Annotated in this window: 16 protein-coding genes; 10 read left to right on the top strand and 6 right to left on the bottom strand. The window is 63.7% G+C overall.

Going from position 1 to position 19,060, the window contains the following annotated elements; translation table 11 throughout:
- Nucleotides 1-143 precede the first annotated feature (143 nt).
- The 9 genes from sfnG to ACZYHG_RS03745 all read left to right on the top strand — a co-directional run bounded on the left by sfnG (nucleotide 144) and on the right by ACZYHG_RS03745 (nucleotide 9,069).
- Nucleotides 144-1,244, top strand: coding sequence for a dimethylsulfone monooxygenase SfnG (gene sfnG, locus ACZYHG_RS03785; RefSeq protein ID WP_464612607.1), 1,101 nt, complete (start codon nucleotides 144-146; stop codon nucleotides 1,242-1,244).
- Nucleotides 1,245-1,364: 120 nt separating this feature from the next.
- Nucleotides 1,365-2,315, top strand: a complete 951-nt coding sequence (locus tag ACZYHG_RS03780; protein WP_464612606.1) for an ABC transporter ATP-binding protein — start codon at nucleotides 1,365-1,367, stop codon at nucleotides 2,313-2,315.
- Nucleotides 2,312-3,211 (top strand): branched-chain amino acid ABC transporter permease, encoded by a 900-nt coding sequence (locus ACZYHG_RS03775; protein WP_032937304.1) that lies wholly within the window; start codon nucleotides 2,312-2,314, stop codon nucleotides 3,209-3,211. The genes ACZYHG_RS03780 and ACZYHG_RS03775 overlap by 4 nt, the downstream gene beginning before the upstream one ends.
- Nucleotides 3,212-3,214: 3 nt before the next feature.
- Entirely contained in the window at nucleotides 3,215-4,255 is a 1,041-nt protein-coding gene (locus ACZYHG_RS03770; protein ID WP_464612605.1) for a branched-chain amino acid ABC transporter permease, read from the top strand.
- An 82-nt stretch (nucleotides 4,256-4,337) separates the two neighbouring features.
- Complete coding sequence (locus ACZYHG_RS03765) at nucleotides 4,338-5,675, top strand: ABC transporter substrate-binding protein (RefSeq protein ID WP_464612604.1); 1,338 nt, start codon at nucleotides 4,338-4,340, stop codon at nucleotides 5,673-5,675.
- Between the two features lie 80 nt (nucleotides 5,676-5,755).
- A complete protein-coding gene (locus tag ACZYHG_RS03760) occupies nucleotides 5,756-6,562 on the top strand; it encodes an ABC transporter ATP-binding protein (protein WP_464612603.1) in 807 nt (268 codons plus the stop codon).
- Nucleotides 6,563-6,586: 24 nt separating this feature from the next.
- Nucleotides 6,587-7,834 carry an SfnB family sulfur acquisition oxidoreductase gene (locus ACZYHG_RS03755; protein WP_464612602.1) on the top strand — a complete coding sequence of 416 codons (1,248 nt, stop codon included), beginning with the start codon at nucleotides 6,587-6,589 and terminating at the stop codon, nucleotides 7,832-7,834.
- A 71-nt stretch (nucleotides 7,835-7,905) separates the two neighbouring features.
- Entirely contained in the window at nucleotides 7,906-8,466 is a 561-nt protein-coding gene (gene msuE, locus ACZYHG_RS03750) for an FMN reductase (RefSeq protein WP_464612601.1), read from the top strand.
- 117 nt (nucleotides 8,467-8,583) lie between these two features.
- Nucleotides 8,584-9,069, top strand: a complete 486-nt coding sequence (locus ACZYHG_RS03745; RefSeq protein ID WP_464612600.1) for a hypothetical protein — start codon at nucleotides 8,584-8,586, stop codon at nucleotides 9,067-9,069.
- A gap of 71 nt (nucleotides 9,070-9,140) precedes the next feature.
- On the opposite strand, the gene ACZYHG_RS03740 is transcribed toward ACZYHG_RS03745, so the two are convergent.
- From ACZYHG_RS03740 to ACZYHG_RS03715, 6 genes are all read right to left on the bottom strand, one after another.
- Complete coding sequence (locus tag ACZYHG_RS03740) at nucleotides 9,141-9,674, bottom strand: hypothetical protein (RefSeq protein ID WP_464612599.1); 534 nt, start codon at nucleotides 9,672-9,674, stop codon at nucleotides 9,141-9,143.
- A complete protein-coding gene (locus ACZYHG_RS03735) occupies nucleotides 9,667-12,549 on the bottom strand; it encodes a sarcosine oxidase subunit alpha family protein (RefSeq protein WP_464612598.1) in 2,883 nt (960 codons plus the stop codon). The genes ACZYHG_RS03740 and ACZYHG_RS03735 overlap by 8 nt, the downstream gene beginning before the upstream one ends.
- Nucleotides 12,546-12,812, bottom strand: a complete 267-nt coding sequence (locus ACZYHG_RS03730; RefSeq protein ID WP_464612597.1) for a sarcosine oxidase subunit delta — start codon at nucleotides 12,810-12,812, stop codon at nucleotides 12,546-12,548. The genes ACZYHG_RS03735 and ACZYHG_RS03730 overlap by 4 nt, the downstream gene beginning before the upstream one ends.
- A gap of 8 nt (nucleotides 12,813-12,820) precedes the next feature.
- Complete coding sequence (locus ACZYHG_RS03725) at nucleotides 12,821-14,074, bottom strand: sarcosine oxidase subunit beta (protein ID WP_464612596.1); 1,254 nt, start codon at nucleotides 14,072-14,074, stop codon at nucleotides 12,821-12,823.
- A gap of 37 nt (nucleotides 14,075-14,111) precedes the next feature.
- Nucleotides 14,112-16,523: a GcvT family protein gene (locus tag ACZYHG_RS03720; protein ID WP_464612595.1), complete on the bottom strand. Its 2,412-nt coding sequence runs from the start codon at nucleotides 16,521-16,523 to the stop codon at nucleotides 14,112-14,114.
- Nucleotides 16,524-16,682: 159 nt separating this feature from the next.
- Nucleotides 16,683-17,342: a TetR/AcrR family transcriptional regulator gene (locus ACZYHG_RS03715; protein ID WP_464614609.1), complete on the bottom strand. Its 660-nt coding sequence runs from the start codon at nucleotides 17,340-17,342 to the stop codon at nucleotides 16,683-16,685.
- 275 nt (nucleotides 17,343-17,617) lie between these two features.
- Between ACZYHG_RS03715 and ACZYHG_RS03710 the strand changes: the two genes are divergently transcribed.
- Nucleotides 17,618-19,057 carry an aldehyde dehydrogenase family protein gene (locus tag ACZYHG_RS03710; RefSeq protein ID WP_464612594.1) on the top strand — a complete coding sequence of 480 codons (1,440 nt, stop codon included), beginning with the start codon at nucleotides 17,618-17,620 and terminating at the stop codon, nucleotides 19,055-19,057.
- Nucleotides 19,058-19,060: the final 3 nt, after the last annotated feature.

The raw sequence follows: 19,060 nt of genomic DNA, 5'->3' as shown, positions 1-19,060 counted from the left end.
GCAAAATTGGTATTTCCGACCCAAGACGGCGCCAAAAACGGAAAATCCTACTTTGTATATATAATCAGTAGACATAATAAATGTTGGCGAAGTCCGGCGTCGACCGGACCGATCAACGACACGGCCTGAATGGGAGACAGTTCATGGCACATGCAGAGACCGACGCGGTAAAGTTCGCCTACTGGGTGCCGAATGTTTCGGGCGGCCTGGTGATTTCCAACATCGAGCAGCGCACCAACCATTCGGCCGAGTACAACCGCAAGCTGGCGCAGATCGCCGAAAAAGCCGGCTTCGACTATGCGCTGAGCCAGATTCGTTTCACCGCTGGCTACGGCGCCGACGAACAGCATGAATCCGTGGCATTCAGCCATGATTTGCTGGCGGCCACCACGACGCTCAAGGTCATCGCGGCGATCCTGCCCGGCCCGTGGAATCCGGCACTAGCGGCCAAGCAGCTCGCCACCATCAGCTATCTGACCAATGGCCGTGTCGCCATCAACCTGGTCTCCGGCTGGTTCCGCGGCGAGTTCCACGCCATCGGCGAGCATTGGCTCGACCACGACGAGCGCTACCGCCGTTCGGAGGAATTCATCCGTGCGCTGCGCGGAATATGGACAGAAGACAGCTTCACCTTCCGGGGCGATTTCTACCGCTTCAACGAATATTCGCTAAAGCCGAAACCCCCGCAGGTGCCTGAGGTTTTCCAGGGCGGTTCGTCGCGTGCGGCACGCGACATGGCTTCACGCGTTTCGGACTGGTACTTCACCAACGGCAACACGCCGGCCGAAATCGCCAAGCAGGTCGACGACCTGAAGTCCAAGGCCAAGGTCAACAACCATTCCGTCAGGGTCGGCGTCAACGCCTTCGCCATCGTCCGCGAGACCGAGGAAGAGGCCAAGGCGGTGCTCGCCGAAATCATCGGCAAGGCCAATCCCGAGGCAGTCAACGCCTTTGGCCACGAGGTCAAGAATGCCGGCAAGGCTTCGCCGGAAGGCGAGGGCAATTGGGCAAAGTCGTCTTTCGACGATCTGGTCCAGTACAATGACGGCTTCCGCTCGAACCTGATCGGCACGCCGAGGCAGGTCGCCGAACGCATCGTCGATCTGAAGCGCGCCGGCGCCGATCTCATCCTGCTCGGCTTCCTGCACTTCCAGGAAGAGGTCGAATATTTCGGCAAGCACGTCATCCCGCTCGTTCGCGAGCTGGAGGATGCCGAACAGGCAGCTTCACTGGCAGCGGAATAGCCCTTTTCAAAAGGCAGGCCAGGTCGTCCGGCCTGCGCATCGATGAAGGTTCCCAGGCACGCTCGATCCATCGAGCGTCAACGAGGCTTTGCGCCTGCTAAGCAATCGAGGACGATTGGAATGCCGTTGGCCAGCTATGCCCTTGGAATGATGGAGGCCTCGGTCTATGCGCCGGAGGTCTTTGCGCGTGGCTTGCCGTCGGCATTCCGCCCCGTGCAGCAATCCGAAGGTAACGCCGAGCCCACGGGGACCGAACCCACGGGGGCTGCCACGGCCGCCGCTGCTCCGCTGCTCTCGCTTCACGGCATAGGCCTGTCGTTTGGCGGTGTCGTCGCTCTGGCCGATATCGACCTGTCGGTTTGCCCGGGCGAAATCCGCGCCATCATCGGCCCGAACGGCGCCGGCAAGAGCTCGCTGATCAACGTCATCAGCGGCGTTTATCGGTCGGACCGCGGCCATGTCCAGCTCGATGGCGTCAGCTATGCCCAGGTGCCGACGCAGCGGCTAGCGCATCTCGGCGTCGCCAGGACGTTTCAAAACCTTGCTCTGTTCAAGGGCCTCAGCGTCCTCGACAATGTGGCGTCCGGCCTCGCCTACAAGGTTCGCTCCAATTTCGCGGGCCAGGTGCTTGGCATCGGCCGATCGCGTGGCGAGCAGCGTGACTCGCTGAGCAGCGCCGACCAGATCCTCGAATTCCTCGATCTCACCGCTGTCCGCGATCGTCTTGTCGGGACGCTGCCCTACGGGCTGCAGAAGCGGGTCGAACTGGCCCGCGCGCTGGTTGCAGAGCCGCGTCTGCTTTTGCTCGACGAACCGATGGCCGGCATGACCGCAAGCGAGAAGAACGAGATGGCCGCCTTCGTGCGCGCCGCGCGTGACCGTTTCGCCACCACCGTCGTCTTGATCGAGCATGATGTCGGCGTCGTCATGGGCCTGTCCGATCGCATCGCCGTTCTCGACTACGGCCGCAAGATCGCAGACGCCACGCCTGATGAAGTCAGGAACGACCAGCGTGTCATCGACGCCTATCTCGGCGTCGCCTCCGACAATGAGGATGGGGCAGGCATATGATCGCCGATTTCGACTACCAGTTCTTCATTGAAGTGCTCGTCGGCGGTCTGCTCTCTGGCGTCATGTACTCGCTGGTCGCGATCGGCTTCGTGCTGATCTACAAGACCTCGGGCGTGCTCAATTTCGCGCAGGGCGCGATGCTGCTGTTCGCCGCGCTCACCTTCGTCAGCCTCGTCGAGCGCGGCATTCCGTTCGCGCTGGCGCTGGTCATCACCTTCGCCATCATGGTGGCGATGGGGGTTGCTATCGAGCGCACGGTGCTGCGGCCTCTCACCAACAAGCCGCCCATCACCCTGTTCATGGCGACGCTCGGCCTCTCCTACATCATCGAGGGCGCCGCCCAGTTGATCTGGGGTACGCAGGTCCACGGCCTCGACCTCGGCATCGAGGATGTGCCGCTGGAGATCGGCGGCGTGCTGATCAGCCAGTTCGATATCTTCGCGGCGGTTGTGGCCGCCGGCATGGTTCTGCTTTTGTCGCTGTTCTTCCGTTATACCCGCATCGGCCTCTCCTTTCGCGCCGTCGCCGACGACCAGTTCGCCGCGCTCGCGGTCGGCCTCAGGCTGCCGTTGATCTGGGGCACCGTCTGGGCCGCGGCCGGTCTCGTCGCGCTGGTGGCCGGGCTGCTCTGGGGCGCGCGCCTCGGCGTGCAGTTCTCACTGTCGTTGGTGGTGCTCAAGGCGCTGCCGGTGCTGGTGCTCGGCGGCTTCGATTCCATACTCGGCGCCATTGTCGGCGGGCTGTTGATCGGCGCCAGCGAGAAGCTCGCCGAGGTCTATATCGGCGACTATTTCGGCGGCGGCATCGAGAGCTGGTTCGCCTATGTCGTGGCCCTGGTCTTCCTCCTGATCCGTCCTTCCGGCCTGTTCGGCCAGAAGCTCGTGGAAAGGGTCTGAGCCGTGGCCGCGATCACCAGCAGTTTCTCCTCCGCGCCGGTCCTGCCGAAATGGATCGTGCCCGTTCTGCTGCTCGCCTTGGCCTATGGCGTCGTGCCGCTGATCGGCTCGAGCTATCTGTTCGAGGCCATCCTGCTGCCGTTCCTGGCGCTCAGCCTCGCCGGCGTCGGCTTGAACATCCTCACCGGCTATGCCGGCCAGGTTTCACTGGGCAGCGCTGCTTTCATGGCGGCGGGCGTCTTCGCGGCCTATAATTTCAACCTGCGCATTGAAGGCCTGCCGCTGATAGGCAGCATCTTCCTGGCCGGCATTGTCGCCGCCGCGATCGGCATCGTCTTCGGCCTGCCCAGCCTGCGGCTGAAGGGTTTTTATCTCGCGGTGTCGACGCTTGCCGCGCAGTTCTTCGTGCAATGGGCACTGACCAAGTTCAGCTGGTTCTCCAACGAGTCGGCGTCCGGCGTCATCGACGCGCCGAAGCTGTCGATAGCAGGCTGCGCTTTCGACGGTGCCGTGGGCCGCTATCTCTTCGCGCTGACCATCGTTACGGTGCTGACCTTCCTCGCTTACCGGCTGGTCTCGTCGCAGACCGGGCGCAACTTCATCGCCATTCGCGACAATGAAACCGCCGCCCGCATCATCGGCATACCGGTGTTGAAGACCAAGCTCCTGGCTTTCGCCATCTCGTCTTTCATCATCGGCGTTGCCGGTGTCATCTGGGCCTTCGCTTATCTCAGGACCGTCGAGCCGGATGGCTTCGATCTCGACCGCTCGTTCCAGATACTGTTCATCATCATCATCGGCGGCCTCGCTTCGATCCGCGGCGCCTTCTTCGGCGCCGCGCTCATCGTCGTATTCCCGCTTGGCTTGTCGCGCCTCGGCGGCTTCCTGCTCGGCGATGTCTTCGACTCAGGTGTGCTCGACATGAGCCAGCGCATTGTGCTGGGCGCCCTCATCATCCTGTTTCTGATCCTCGAACCCGACGGGCTTGTGGCCCTGTGGGACAGGGTCCGAAGACGGCTCCTGTTCGCCTGGCAGTCGACCTGAGCCGCGCATCTGAAAGTGAATTGCATTTGAAAATGAACCAGAGGCCGAACCTAAGACGGCTCACACCGGAGTAACCCTAACCATGACCTTCCTCAGCACAATCAAGGCGGCGGCGCTGTCCGCGGCGATGATCGTGTCGGTGGCCTTGCCGGCCGCCCACGCCGACGAACAGTATTTCCCGCTGCAGAGCTATCGCGTCGGGCCTTATGCGGCCGGTGGCACCGGCTTCTTCGGCGGGTTCATCGACTATCTCAACCTCATCAACATCGGCGACGGCGGCGTCAACGGCGTCAAGCTGACCTGGGACGAATGCGAGACCCAGTACGAGGTCGAGCGCGGCGTCGAATGCTACGAACGGCAGAAGAGCCATGCCGGTGCCGCCGCCTGGAACCCGCTTTCGGTCGGCATCGCCTATGCCATGATCGACCGCATCACCGCCGACAAGGTGCCGCTGATCACGGTCAACCATGGCCGCACCGACTCCACCGACGGGCGCGTCTTCCCCTATGTCTTCCCGCTGCTGCTCAACCCCTACAGCGAGACCTCAGGCATCGTGAACTACATCGCCTCCAAGGAGGGCGGCATCGACAAGCTTAAGGGCAAGAAGATCGTCGTGCTCTATCACGGCTCGCCCTACGGCAAGGAGACCATCCCGATCTATGAATTGCTGGCGCAGAAATACGGCTTCACCGTCCAGCAGATCGAGGTGCCGCATCCCGGCAACGAGCAGCAGTCGCAGTGGCTGACCATCCGCCGCGCCAAGCCGGACTTCGTCGTCCTGCGCGGCTGGGGCGTGATGAACCCGGTGGCGCTGAAGACCGCGGTCAAGGTCGGCTATCCCGTCGACCATATCGTCGGCAATGTCTGGTCGAATTCCGAGGAGGATGTCATCCCGGCTGGCGATGCCGCCAAGGGCTATACGGCCATCACCACCCAGGCTTCCGGCAATTCCTATCCGGTGGTGCAGGAGATCGTGAAGACCGTCTACGGCGCCGGCAAGGGCAACCTCGAAGACAAGTCGCGCATCGGATCGGTCTACCACAATCTCGGCATCGTCAACGGCATTCTGAATGTCGAGGCGATCCGTGTCGCGCAGGGGAAATTCGGTCATCGCACGCTGACCGGCGACGAAGTCCGCTGGGGCTTCGAACACCTCAAGCTTGATCCGGCCAAGGTCGAGGCGCTCGGCGCCAAGGACCTTTTCCACTCCATCAATGTCAGCTGGGACAACCACGAAGGCGAAGGCTACGTGACCTTCCAGCAGTGGGACGGCAAGAAGTGGAACGTCGTCTCCGACTGGATCGCGCCGGACTGGGCGCTGCTGCGGCCGATCATCGAGAAGTCCGCCGAGGCCTATGCCAAGGAGAAGGGCATCAAGCTGCGCACCGCCGACGATGCCAACGCCGTGACCACCAACTGATCAGCCAATGCCAGGCGCCACGGACAAGTTTCCGTGGCGCCTGGCCTCTTACGGTTCCTCGAACCGCGGAAGAAGAGCCCATGCCGGACAATGACGTCATCCTTGCGGTCGATGCGATCCACGCCACCTACAACCACGCCATCACGGCGCTGCATGGCGTCAGCTTCGAGATCCGACGCGGCGAAATCCTGGCGCTGCTCGGTGCCAATGGCGCCGGCAAGACCACGACGCTGAAGGCCGTCTCCAACCTGCTGCCGGCCGAACGCGGCCAGGTCAACGCCGGCACCATCCGCTATGGAGGCTCGGATGTCTCGCGCCGCAAGCCGGGTGACCTCGTGCGCGCCGGACTGGTTCCGGTGCTAGAGGGTCGCCACTGCTTCAAGAGCCTCACCGTCGAGGAGAACCTGATCGCCGGCGGCATCGGCCGCAGCGGCCGCCGGGCCGAGATCAACGCGGATCTCGAACGTATCTATGGCTATTTCCCTCGTCTCCTGGAAAAGCGCCGGACACTGTCCGGGCTGACCTCCGGTGGCGAACAGCAGATGACCGCCATTGGCCGGGCACTGATGTCACGGCCGCGCCTGCTGGTCCTGGATGAGCCGTCAATGGGGCTCGCCCCGCTCATCGTCCAGGATATCTTTCAGACGCTGAGAAAACTCAACCGCGAGACCGGCCTGTCGATCCTGGTCGCCGAGCAGAACTCGGCGGTGGCTCTCAAATACGCCGACCATGCCACGGTGCTCGAAAACGGCGTCTCGGTTCTCTCGGGAGCGGCTGCCGATCTTCGCCAGCGCGAGGATGTCCGAGCCTTCTATCTCGGTCAATCGACCTCCGGGCAACAGCCATCGCCAGCCGCCAAACCAACCCATCTCCATGCCGTCGTCTGAAACGAATTTTCAAGGAGCAGTGAAATGACCGTCTCGACCGTCAAGACCGACCACGCTTCCGCCGCCGTGCCGCCAGTCGCAAGGCCGTCGGCGCCGGCCCACATCATCAGGGATGACGCCGAAGCGATCGCGGTCGCCCATGCGCTCGCTGCCGAATTCGTCAAGGAGTCCTCCAAGCGTGACCGCGAGCGGATCTGGCCGGTTGCCGAACTCGACGCCTTTTCGCAAAGCGGCCTGTGGTCGATCAATGTGCCCAAGGCATTCGGCGGGCCGGAAGTCTCCTACGTTACGCTGGCCAAGGTGATCGAGATCATTTCGGCAGCCGATTCCTCCATCGGCCAGATCGCGCAGAACCATCTCGGCGTCATCGCCGCGATCCGTACCGTCTCCGACGCGGATCAGCAGAAATTGCTGTTTGCCGAAGCGCTGAAGGGCACGCGGTTCGGCAATGCCTTTTCCGAGTTCGGCTCCAAGCGCGCCGCCGATTTCGAGACCCGTTTCACTGATGCCGGCGACCATGTCGTCGTTAATGGCCGTAAATTCTATTCGTCCGGCGCGCTGCTTGCCCATCTGGTGCCGATCGTGGCGCTCGATGACGAGGGCCGTGCCTGGTACGCGATCGCCGACCGTGGCGCGCCGGGCCTCACCGTCATCGACGACTGGTCGAGCTTTGGCCAGCGCACGACTCTGTCCGGCACGGTGATCATCGACAACGTCAAGGTGCCGAAGACGTATCTGGTGCCCGGCTACAAGGGCTATGACAAGCCGACCGCCGACGGCGCCATCTTCCAGATCATCCAGGTGGCGGTGGACACCGGCATTGCCCAGGCGGCGATCGACGAGACGGTTCACTTCGTCAGGACCAGAAGCCGCGCCTGGATCGACAGCGGCGTCGACAATGCCTGGGACGATCCCTACACAATCCAGGCGATCGGCGACCTGACGCTGCGGCTGCACGCCGCGCAGGCGCTGCTCGAAAAGGCCGGCCTGGCAATCGATCGCGCGGTTGCGGAGCCGACTGCCGAGACGGTCGCGCATGCGCAGATCGTCACCGCCGAGGCGAAGATCCTGTCGACCGAGATCGCCATCGCCGCGACCAACAAACTGTTCGAGCTGGCCGGGACGCGCTCGACGCTGGCCGAGCACAATCTCGACCGGCATTGGCGCAATGCCCGCACCCACACGCTGCACGATCCGGTACGCTGGAAGTACTCGATCCTCGGCAAATACTTCCTCAACGGCGAAAGCCCGCCGCTGCACGCCTGGAGCTGATTTCCCACCGGCAGGCGAGCGGCCCGCCCTTCAAGATTTCGACCATCATGACCAAAGAGAGCCCAGTCACCATGTCAAATCCAACAGTCGTCGGCTTCTCCGGCAACATCACCCGACCGTCAAAGACGCGCGCCTTCGTCGAGCTGGTCACCAGGGACATCGCCGCGCGCCATGGCTTGTCGGCCAGCACCTACGACATCGAGGATGTCGGCCCATCGCTGGGCACGGCAAGATGGGCACGCGACCTCGACGGCCAGGCGCAACCGATCCTGGCCCAGATCCTCGCCGCAGACGTGCTGGTGGTTGGCTCGCCGACCTACAAGGGCAGCTATACCGGCCTGTTCAAGCATTTCTTCGACCTGATCGATCCGGCGGCACTGCGGGGCAAGCCCATCCTGCTGACCGCCACCGGCGGCGGAGAGCGCCACGCCTTGATTGTCGAGCACCAACTGCGGCCGCTGTTCGGCTTCTTCGAGGCCTTCACGCTGCCGACCGCCGTCTATGCCACCGACAAGGATTTCACCGACGGCGTGCTGCGCTCCGATGCCATCCTGAAGCGTGCGGCGCAGGCGGTCGACGAGGTTGGCTTCGTGCTGGCCAATCGCTCTGCGGGCAGGGTCGCTGCCGAGTAGCAGGCCGACAGCGGATTTCGCCGATCGAAATCCGCGCGGGCGGCACGCTCGCTTACGTGCAATTTACGACCGCCGGTTAAACCTGTTCCTGTCTGATTCGCCCGGGACAGGAGCACCATGAGCAAAGCCCTCACGACCTTCGCACTTGTCGCCGTGCTGACCGCCTTGCTCATGGCGCTAAGTCTGGCGGTGGCCCGGCACGGCTATCCCTATGGCGTGATCGGCGTGAAGCGCCTCGACGGCATCGCCGATGCCGGAACCTTCATTCCGCTGGCTGCGGTCTTCTTCTTCAGCGCGCTGCTGATGATGATCCTGCCGATCCGCGCGGCCAGCATCGTCCTGACCCATGCCGCCGACGCGATCTTCTGGACGGTGATTGTGCTGTTTGCCACCATTGTCGGCGGCCTTCTCGCGCGATGGGCCTTCGGCCAGGGCAGCGCTCTTCTGGCATTGCTGAACTGGCGGTTCCTGTTTGCCGTAGCGATTGTCGGCTGTCATTTCGTCATGAACGAACTGCGCCGCAACGTGCTGTTGCGCAGCCTGTTCTTCGTGATCTTCGCCGCCGCGACGCTGGCCTGCCTGTTCTGGTCGTTCACGCTCTGAGCGTGCTGGCTAGACTTTTTGTTTAACGCAATTCCGGACGGAAAACCGTTCACACTTTTCCTGGAATTTCTCTAGTTTCCGGCCGCGATGTGGCCGGCGGCCTGCTCCATCCACGTCCAGAGATAGGCTGAAAGACCGCGGTCGACATGGACGCGCAGCCTGTCTTCATGACGATAGACGATGGCGCTGATGCCGGCGAAGGAGAGCGTGGCACTGGCGCTTGGCTGCCTGGGATCAAGCGTCGTCCCGCGTGCGATGAATGCGTCAAGTGCCGAGCCTTCGACCTCGAACACCTGCAGCCCGGCACTGATCTCCGTCACCGCAAACCCTTGGGGGAACCATCCCGTCGCCATGCCGATCGGCGTGGTGGACACGGCAAGCAGCCGGTCGCGTGCCAGGCGGACCGTGTAGCGTATGCCTTCGGCTGGGCCGAACGCCCCGACCGCCGTTCCATCGAAACCAGATGCCTCGGCCCATGTGGCAAGGTCGCCGCTGACCAGACGTTGGTGCAGCCCAGGGATCGAGCCTATCTTGAGCCCCGGCACATCGATCGTGGCGTTCTGCCAGTCCGGTGCGACGGACCATTTTTCCGCGAGATCACGCATGCAGCCGGTCTCCCGCGGGGTCGAAGGCACAAGGCGCGGCGATCATTGCCTTCCTCACCTTGCCGAGATGCTGGATCTCGATTGTCTCGCCATGCCTTGTCGCGCCACGCTCGATCAGGCCAAGCGCAATCGGCCAGCCAAGTGTCGGGCTCTGGTAGCTCGAGTTAACAAAGCCCTGGCTGTGCAGCCTGCCGTTCTCCCGCTTGATACCATGCGCCCCAGTCGGCAGCGGTGGCTCGCCCTCGGGCACCGTCAGCCCGACAAGCTGCAACCGGTCGCCACGCGACGCTTCCTCGGTGAACAGCGAGCGGCGGCCGACATATTCGGTCTGGCGTTTGGCCCGGGGCGCCTCGCTGCCGAGATCATGTGGCAGCGTGGTGCCGTCCGTGTCTTTGCCGATGACAACAAAGCCTTTCTCGGCACGCAGGATCATCAGCGCTTCGAGACCGATGATGACGGCATCGAACGCCTGGCCGGCCTGACGCAGGTGTGCCCATAGCGGCTCGGCGCGATCCGCCCGGATCGAAATTTCATAGCTCCTGTCGCCGGTGAAGCTGACGCGGGTGACGCGCACTTCGTCGCCGGCATAGCTGCCGTGGCCGATCGCCATATGTGGCAGGTCGGCATCGTCGAGCGACAGGCGGAGATCAAGTTTTTCAAGCAGCTTCCGGGCGTTCGGCCCGGACACCGTCAGCGTCGCCATTTCCGCTGTGGCGTTGTGGATGTAGACCGCGTCGCGGCCGAAGCGGTCCTGCCGCCACTCCTCCAGCCGGGCGTGCACGGCGGCGACATGCGAGGATGAGCACGAGACAACGAAGCGATGCTCGTCCAGTCGCACCAGCACGCCGTCGTCGAAAACCACGCCGTTCTCCGACAGCATGAAGCCGTAACGGCAGCGGCCCGGCTTCAGCGTCGACATGGTGTTGTAGTAGAGGAAATCGACGAATTCGGCGGCTTTCGGCCCGATCACCTCGATCTTGCCCAGCGTCGAACCGTCGAACAGCGCGACAGACTGGCGCGCGCGCCGCGCCTCCTCCTGGATGGCGCGATCCGCGTCGGTTCTGCTGCCATAGTGGGCTGGACGCAGCCAGCCGCCATATTCCTGGAACACGGCGCCGCTGCCGCGATGCACGTTTTCCAGCGGTAGCCGCCGCACCGGCGCCATCAGTTCACCGACGCGCGCGCCGGCAAAGCTTGCCAATGGCACCGGCGTGAAGGGCGGACGGTAGGTGGTGGTGCCGACCTCCGGCACTGTCCGGCCCGTAATCCCTGCCATCAGCGCCAGGCCGGGCAGGTTGGAGGTCTTGCCCTGATCGGTCGCCATGCCAAGCGTCGTGTAGCGCTTCAGATGTTCGACCGAGATGAAGTTTTCACGTGCCGCCAGTTCGACATCCTTCACGGTCACGTCGTTCTGGTAGTCGATCCAGATGCGCCCCTTCGAGCCGGGCATTGGCCATGCGGCTGTTATGCCGCCCGTCGCCTCCGGCCCGGTGCTGCGCGGCACGGCTGCCTTCGTCTGGCCGAGCGATGCAACAGCTTTCTCGGAGCCCGCAAACACCTCCGACAAGGAGACTGCGCCGGCCGCAGCGCCAGCGACCGAAATGCCGTCGACAGGATCGCCCGGCAGGAAGACAGCACGCGCCTCGCTCCATGTGAGCTTGCCCTTGGCCTGGCCGAACAGATGAATCGTCGGTGTCCAGCCGCCCGAGACCAGCACGCAATCGGCGTCGAGCTTGGTGCCGTCGTCCAACGTCACGCCCTCGACGCGCAGTTTGCCGTTGGCGGAGGCAAGCGCCCGTCCTTTGACAAGCCGCACCTTGGCTGGCGTGTCGGGCGTGCCGTCACGCCTGATATCGACCAGCGTGAGATCGGCTCCGGCCTCGGCCAAAGCTGCTGCGACCTCGTAAGCGCTGTCATTGTTGGTCGCGACGACAATGCGGCGGCCGACAAGCACTGCATGGCGTCTGAGATAGGCGAGCCCCGCATCCGCCGACAGGATGCCCGGCAGGTCGTTGTTGGCGAAGGGCAGCGGCCGCTCGATGGCGCCGGTCGCCAGCACGATCTGGCGTGGCCTGACCCGCCACAGCGTATCGCGCCGGCCGTCGAAATGACGCTGGTTCAGGCCAACCAGATTGTGGTCGTAGATGCCGAAGGCCGTCGTCGACGATAGGATCAGGTGACCGCCGGCGGCAAGCTCCGTAACCGTCTCCTCGATCCAGGCATCCGCCGGTTTCCCGTCGATCTCACCGGCACGGTGGCCGAGCGACCCGCCGGGTTTCTGCTGATCATCGACCAGCACGACGGAGAGACCCGCGCCGACCGCCATCCTGGCCGCAGCCAGCCCGGCCGGCCCCGCGCCGATAACCAGCACGTCGCAATGATGATTGATCTGGTCCGCCTTACCCGGCGAGGTCCAGTCCGTATCGACCTTGCCCAGCCCGGCCATGGCACGGATGCGCGGCTCGAACATATGCCAATCCGGCCACATGAAGGTCTTGTAGTAGAACGCCGCCGGAATGAAGCGCGAGAAACGGTCGAGGAAGGCATTGCGGTCGGCCAGTGCATTGGGTGTCGCGTTGACGCTTTTCGCCGCCAGCCCGTCGCGTGCCGGCTCGGTCGTGGCCCGCGTGTTCGGGGTCGCCTGTGGACCGCCGACATCGACCAAAGCGTTCGGCTCCTCGACGCCGGCGCCCCAGATACCGCGCGGCCGGTGGTATTTGAAGCTGCGGCCGACGATTGCGACATCATTGGCGAGCAACGCCGAAGCAATGGTGTCGCCGGCAAAGCCGTCCACGGTTGTGCCGTCGAAGTGGAAGCGGATTGGCCGCGAGCGGTCGATGGCGCTGCCGCCGGTGGGAAGACGCGAGGCGGTCACGCGGCGTGCTCCCCGCCAAGGGATGCCGAGGAATGCACCTTGTGCGTGACGGTGTCACGTTCCATGACGAAGAACTCGCCGCAATTCATATGCACCCAGATTTCGCGCGCCGTGCCTTTCGGGTTGCCGCGCAGGTAGAGATATCCCGCCCAGCGATCGATCGGCACGTCGGCCCCGTCGGGCCTGGCATTGCCGGCATCGCCGCCATAGTGAAATTCGGTCTCGTCGCGCGGGCCGCAGAACGGGCAAGGGAAAAGCTGCATAGGAACCTCTAGTGCGCGATGCCGGAACCGGCCGCTTCGTCGATCAGCCGTCCGGTGGCGAAGCGATCCAGATCAAAGGGACGGCTGATATCGTTGTGCTTGCCCCTCGCCAGCAGGTTTGCCAGCAGCGTGCCTCCAGCGGGAATGGCCTTGAAGCCGCCCGTGCCCCAGCCGCAATTGAGGAATAAATTGGGCAGCGGCGAGGGACCGATGATCGGCGAGGAATCCGGCACGACGTCGACAATGCCGGCCCATTGCCGCATCAGCTTCAGCTGGCCGAAGATCGGGAACATCTCCAGCAGGCCGGCAATGACTGCTTCCAGCGTCGGCAGATTGCCGCGCTGCGCATAGGAGGGGATGCGGTCGAGCCCGCCGCCGATGACGATCTCACCCTTGTCCGACTGGCTGACATAGACGCCAGTGCCGGGCGACAGCACCACCGTGTCGAGGATCGGCTTGACCGGCTCGGAGACGCAGGCCTGCAGCGCATAGGAATTGATCGGCAGCCGGAAGCCGGCCTTGGCGGCAAGCACCGAGGAATGGCCAGCCACCGCCATGCCGATGCGGTCCGCGCGGATCGTGCCGCGCGTCGTCCGGACGCCGCGGCAGCGGCCACCCTCGATGATGAAATCGGTGATCTCGCAGTTCTGGATGATGTCGACGCCGAGCCGGCTCGCGGCTCGCGCATAACCCCAGGCGACCGCGTCATGGCGCGCCGTTCCGGCGCGGCCCTGCCAGATGCCGCCGAAGACGGGGAAACGCGCGTATGGCGAAAAATTGTAGATCGGCGCCACGCGCCGCACATCCTCGGGCGAGAACAGCTCGGCATCTATGCCGTTGATCTGCATAGCGTTGACGGTGCGCGCGCCGATTTCCATTTCGGCGGTGGAGTGGCAGAGATTGACCATGCCGCGCTGCGACAGCATGACGTTGTAGTTCAAATCTTTCGACAGACCTTCATAGAGCCGATGCGCCAGCCCATAGAGCTCGACGCTTTCCGGATAATAATAATTGGAGCGCACCACGGTGGTGTTGCGGCCGGTGTTGCCGCCGCCGATCCAGCCTTTTTCCAGCACGGCCACTTTGGTGATGCCATGGTTCTTGGCCAGATAGTAGGCCGTCGCCAGTCCATGACCGCCGCCGCCGATGACGATCGCGTCATAGGATGACTTCGGCTCCGGCGAGCGCCAGGCCTGCTTCCAGCCGGTCTGGCCGGCCAGGCCCTCCTTGAATAGCGACAGGGCGGAATAGCGTCTGGTCATGGCTTGTCTTCCGCAGGGATGGCAGCGCTTCTTTCGGTCATGCCCGCATCGCCTTGCCCGTTGGATCGTAAGGCGACGAAGCGATGACGCGCGCACCTCTTTCGACGCCGACGATATGGGTTGTCAACTCGGTATCGATACCGGCCGCATCGCGATCGACAAGCGCCATGGCGAGGCTCCTGCCGACCGTATGGCCATAGCCGCCCGAGGTGACGAAGCCGGCAAGTTTGCCTCTGCTCCAGACCGGTTCGTAGCCGCTGGCGTCGGCATCCACGGCATCGATTTCGAGCGTCACCAGCGTACGCCTGGCCCCGGCCTTCTGCTCTTTCAGCGCCGCCGCGCGTCCGATGAAGTCGCCCTTGTCGAACGCGATCCAGCGGTCCATGCCGGTCTCGGCTGGTGTGTAATCCTGCGTGAACTCGCGCGACCAGATGCCAAAACTCTTTTCGAGCCGCAGGGAATTGACCGCGCCAAAGCCGTATTCGGCAATGCCGAGGTCGCTGCCTGCCGCAAGCAGCGCGCGGCGCAGGCCCGCATGCTCATTGGCCTGGCAGTGGATCTCGTAGCCGAGCTCGCCGATGACCGAGAGCCGCCCGACCTTGGCCCGCACCAGGCCGACATCCAACGTCTTGCAGGCGAGGAAGCCGAATCCCTGGTGCGAGATATCCTGATGCGTCAGCCGTTCGAGCAGACGGCGCGCATCGGGACCGGCCAGCGAAAAGCCGACCATCGCGTCCGAAATATCGTGCACGGTGACGCCGTCGGTGAGGTGTTGCTCGAACCAGCGCATGTGCCATTGCCGCAGATAGTAGGACCCCATGATCCACCAGGAACCGTCGCCCCAGTTGAAGACGGTGAGATCGCCCTTGAGCTTGCCGTTCTCCCCCAGCATCGGCGCGAGTTTCGCGCGGCCCGGTTTGGGCAGCGCACAGGCAAGCAGCCGGTCGAGCCAGGCTTCCGCCTGCGGCCCGCTGATCTCGTAGCGTGAGAAGGCTGATATATCGAGCAGGCCGACGCCTTCGCGCACCTTGCGGCATTCCTGGGCGACGATGTCGAAGGCGTTGGAGCGCTTCAGCGTCGGTGTTTCGACGAAACCTTGCGGCGCGAAATAAAGCGGCACTTCCATGCCCCAGGAACTGCCCCAGCGCGCGCCTGCCGCATCCATGGCGTCATGCGCGCCGGCTGTCTTCAGCGGACGCCCCGCCGGCAATTGCTCGTTGGGGTAGCTCATGACGAAGCGGCGCGAATAGAACTGCCCGGTCGTCTGCTTGATGTATTCGCGGTTGGAGGCGAAATCGCCGTAGCGGGCGATGTCCATGCCGTAGACGTCGGCTTCCGGCTCGCCATGGATCATCCACTCGGCCAGCGACTTGCCGACGCCGCCGCCTTGCAAGAAGCCGGCCATGACTCCGCAGGCCACCCAGTAATTGGGAACGCCGCGCACCGGGCCAACCAGCGGATTGCCGTCCGGCGAGAAGGTGAAGGCTCCGTTCACCCAGCGCTTGATGCCGGCTGTCTCCAGGCAGGGATAGCGGCTGAAGCCGAGCGCCAGCTCGTTGGCGATGCGGTCGGTGTCCTCCTGGATAAGTTCGATGCCGTAGTCCCACGGCGCGCCGTCCATGTTCCAGTGCTTGTGGTTGATCTCGTAGATGCCGAGCAGCAGGCCCTTCTGCTCCTGGCGCATGTAAGTGAAGCCTTCGAGGTCGACGATCAGCGGCAATTCCCGGTCGAGCGCCTGGATCTCGGGCAGCGCCTCGGTGACGAGATAATGATGCTCCATCGGTGAAACCGGCAGGTCGATGCCGGCCATTCGGCCGACCTGCTTGGCCCACAGGCCGCCGGCATTGACGACGTGCTCGGCAACCACAGTGCCCTTCTCGGTGACCACGTCCCAGCAGCCATCGGCGCGGCGGTTGAGCTCCAGCACACGGTTGTGCTCGATGATCTCGGCACCGCGCCTCCGTGCCGCCTTGGCATAGGCGTGGACGACGCCCGACGGGTCGATATGGCCTTCGCGCGCGGCATAGAGACCGCCCAGCATGCCGTCGGTGTTGAGGATCGGGCAGCGCTGCCTGATCTCGTCGACGCCGACCAGATGGACGTCGTCTATGCCCATGGTCTGAAAAATGCGGTAGGAGGCCTTCAGCCATTCCCATCGCTCCGGTGCCGACGCAACCGAGATGCCGCCGGTCATGTGCATGCCGATGTTCTGGCCGGATTCCTTCTCGACCTCCGACAGCAGATCGATCGTATAGGCCTGCAACGCGGCGATGTTGGGGTCGGCATTGAGCGCATGGAAGCCGCCGGCCGCGTGCCAGCTCGACCCCGCGGTCAGCACCTCGCGTTCGATCAGCGCGACATCGCTCCAGCCGAACTTCGCCAGGTGATAGAGCACCGAGGCGCCAACCACGCCGCCGCCGATAACGATCGCCCTGTATTGGGATTTCATTTTGCCGCACTCCACCCCGTCATGGCGGTGCACCCTACCGTCATTGTACATATGTGTCTAGTGCCTGCGAGGTTTGACCCACATGAGGCGGACATGCTGGTTAGGGGTGGGCGCGTGTCGTTGGGAAAACCGTCGGGCCAGGCCGGTCGATAGCCGCGTCTACCGTTTGCCGGAAAGCGTCTTCTCGACGTAGCGGGCGAAGTCCTCGACATCTTCCGCTGGAGGCTCCTGGCCGGTGAAGCTGCGCAGATACGAGGCGACCTGGGCCAGGCGGGTGCTCATCGGTTCGTTGAGCTCGAGCGAGTAATAGCCGATCTGCATGAAATAGAGGACGCGGGCGCGCACGAACGCGTCTTCTTCTTCATAGCCATGGCGCATATACATGTCGCGTATGGCATTGACGCGCTCTTCGTCGGCCTCGTCGAGCGCGCGCCGGATTGCGGGCGAGCGGCGTGCCCAGGCCCGGATCGCGAAGTCCAGCCGGGGATCGAACAGCCTTTCGTCGACCCAGCATTCGAAAATGCTCATCACGCCGCGAATGACGGTCGCGGAGGGCCGGTTGGCGCGTTCGACGATGAACCTGGTGTTGGTCTGGCGCCAATAGTCGAGCAACTGGTCGAGCAGATCCTGCCGGCTCTTGAAATACCAGTAGAAGCTGGAGCGCGAGACATCGAGCTGCTGGCCAAGCGTCAGCACACGGACGCGTTCGACGCCATCCGAGATCAGTGTTTCAAGCGCCAGCTTCAGCCAGTCTTCACGAGTGGCCTTGATGTTGCCGGTGGTGCCGGGGCGCTGAATCGTCGCTTCGAGTGCTGCCATCATCACGACGCATGACACGCCGCATCAGGCAAATCAAGGCTATGTACATATATGTACAGAGCAAATCGTTTGGGCCTGGGATCACATGCCGCGGACATTAGCCGGGTTACCTGTCGATAGGGCGCCTCGGCCACCAGGCCATTGGCGCAAAGGCAAGCCCGGGAATTTTGTCGCGGCCGCTTGGCCAGTGCGAGCTTTCCCGCAAGGCATTTGTCTGGCAAATACCAATTCAGACAGATGCCGCCGCGCGGCCAACCAGCAGGAAAGGCCAGGACATGGCTCAGTTTCGAAAGAACCTCATCGATGGCGAATGGGTCGGCGACGCCGGCTCCCGCAACATCAACCCCTCGGACACCGGTGACGTCGTCGGCGAATATGCCTCGGCGGGGGTCGAACAGGCCACACAGGCGATCGCGGCGGCCAAGGCTGCCTTCCCGACATGGTCGCGCTCCGGTCCGCTGGCACGCCATGCGGTGCTGAAGAAGGCCTCGGACGAGATCATGGCGCGCAAGGACGAAATCGGCCGAAACCTCGCGCGCGAGGAGGGCAAGACGCTGGCCGAAGGCATTGGCGAGACCATTCGCGCCGCCCAGATATTCGATTTCTTTGCCGGCGAAACATTGCGTCTGACTGGAGAGATGGTGCCGAGCGTGCGGCCGGGCGTCGGCGTCGAGATCACCCGCGAAGCGGTCGGCGTGGTCGGCATCATCACGCCATGGAATTTCCCGATCGCCATCCCGGCCTGGAAGATCGCTCCGGCGCTGGCGCATGGCAACACCATTGTCTTCAAGCCGGCGGAACTCGTTCCCGAGAGTGCCTGGTCCATCGTCGAAATCCTGCATCGCGCCGGCCTGCCCAAGGGCGTGCTCAACCTCGTCATGGGCAAGGGCTCGGTGGTCGGCCAGGCGATGCTCGACAGTCCCGATGTCAACGCCATCTCCTTCACCGGTTCGGTCGGCACGGGAAAACGCGTCGCTGCCGCAAGCGTCGAGCACATGCGCAAGTTTCAGCTCGAAATGGGCGGCAAGAACCCGCTGGTCGTGCTCGACGATGCCGACCTCGCGGTCGCTGTCGATTGCGCGCTCAACGGCGCCTTCTTCTCGACGGGCCAGCGTTGCACGGCGTCGTCCAGGCTGATCGTGACCGAAGGTATCCATGATCGCTTCGTCGACGCGCTCAAGGACCGCATGGGCAAACTGGTGATCGGCGATGCCCTCGACACCCAGACCCAGATCGGTCCGGTGGTTGACGCGACACAGCTGAAGCAGGACGAGGATTACATCGCCATTGGCGTCAGGGAAGGCGCCACGCTCGCCTTCGGCGGCGAGAGGCTCGACCGCAAAACGCCGGGCTTCTACCTCAGCCCAGCGCTGCTCACCGAGGCCACCAATGCCATGCGCAGCTCGCGCGAGGAGATTTTTGGCCCTGTCGCCAGCGTCATCCGCGTCAAGGATTATGACGAGGCGCTCGCCGTCGCCAACGACACGCCTTTCGGGCTTACCTCGGGCATCTGCACATCGAGCCTGAAGCATACCACGCATTTCAAGCGCAATTCCGAAGCCGGTATGGTGATGGTCAACCTGCCGACGGCGGGCGTCGATTTCCATGTCCCCTTCGGTGGCCGCAAGGGCTCGAGCTTCGGCCCGCGCGAGCAGGGCCGCTACGCTGCCGAGTTCTACACCACGGTGAAGACCGCCTATACATTTGCTGGATGATCG

The organism is Mesorhizobium subarcticum (assembly GCF_055456085.1).
Note: the sequence above shows the minus strand (reverse complement) of the source record. Positions and strands in the feature narration are given on the sequence as shown.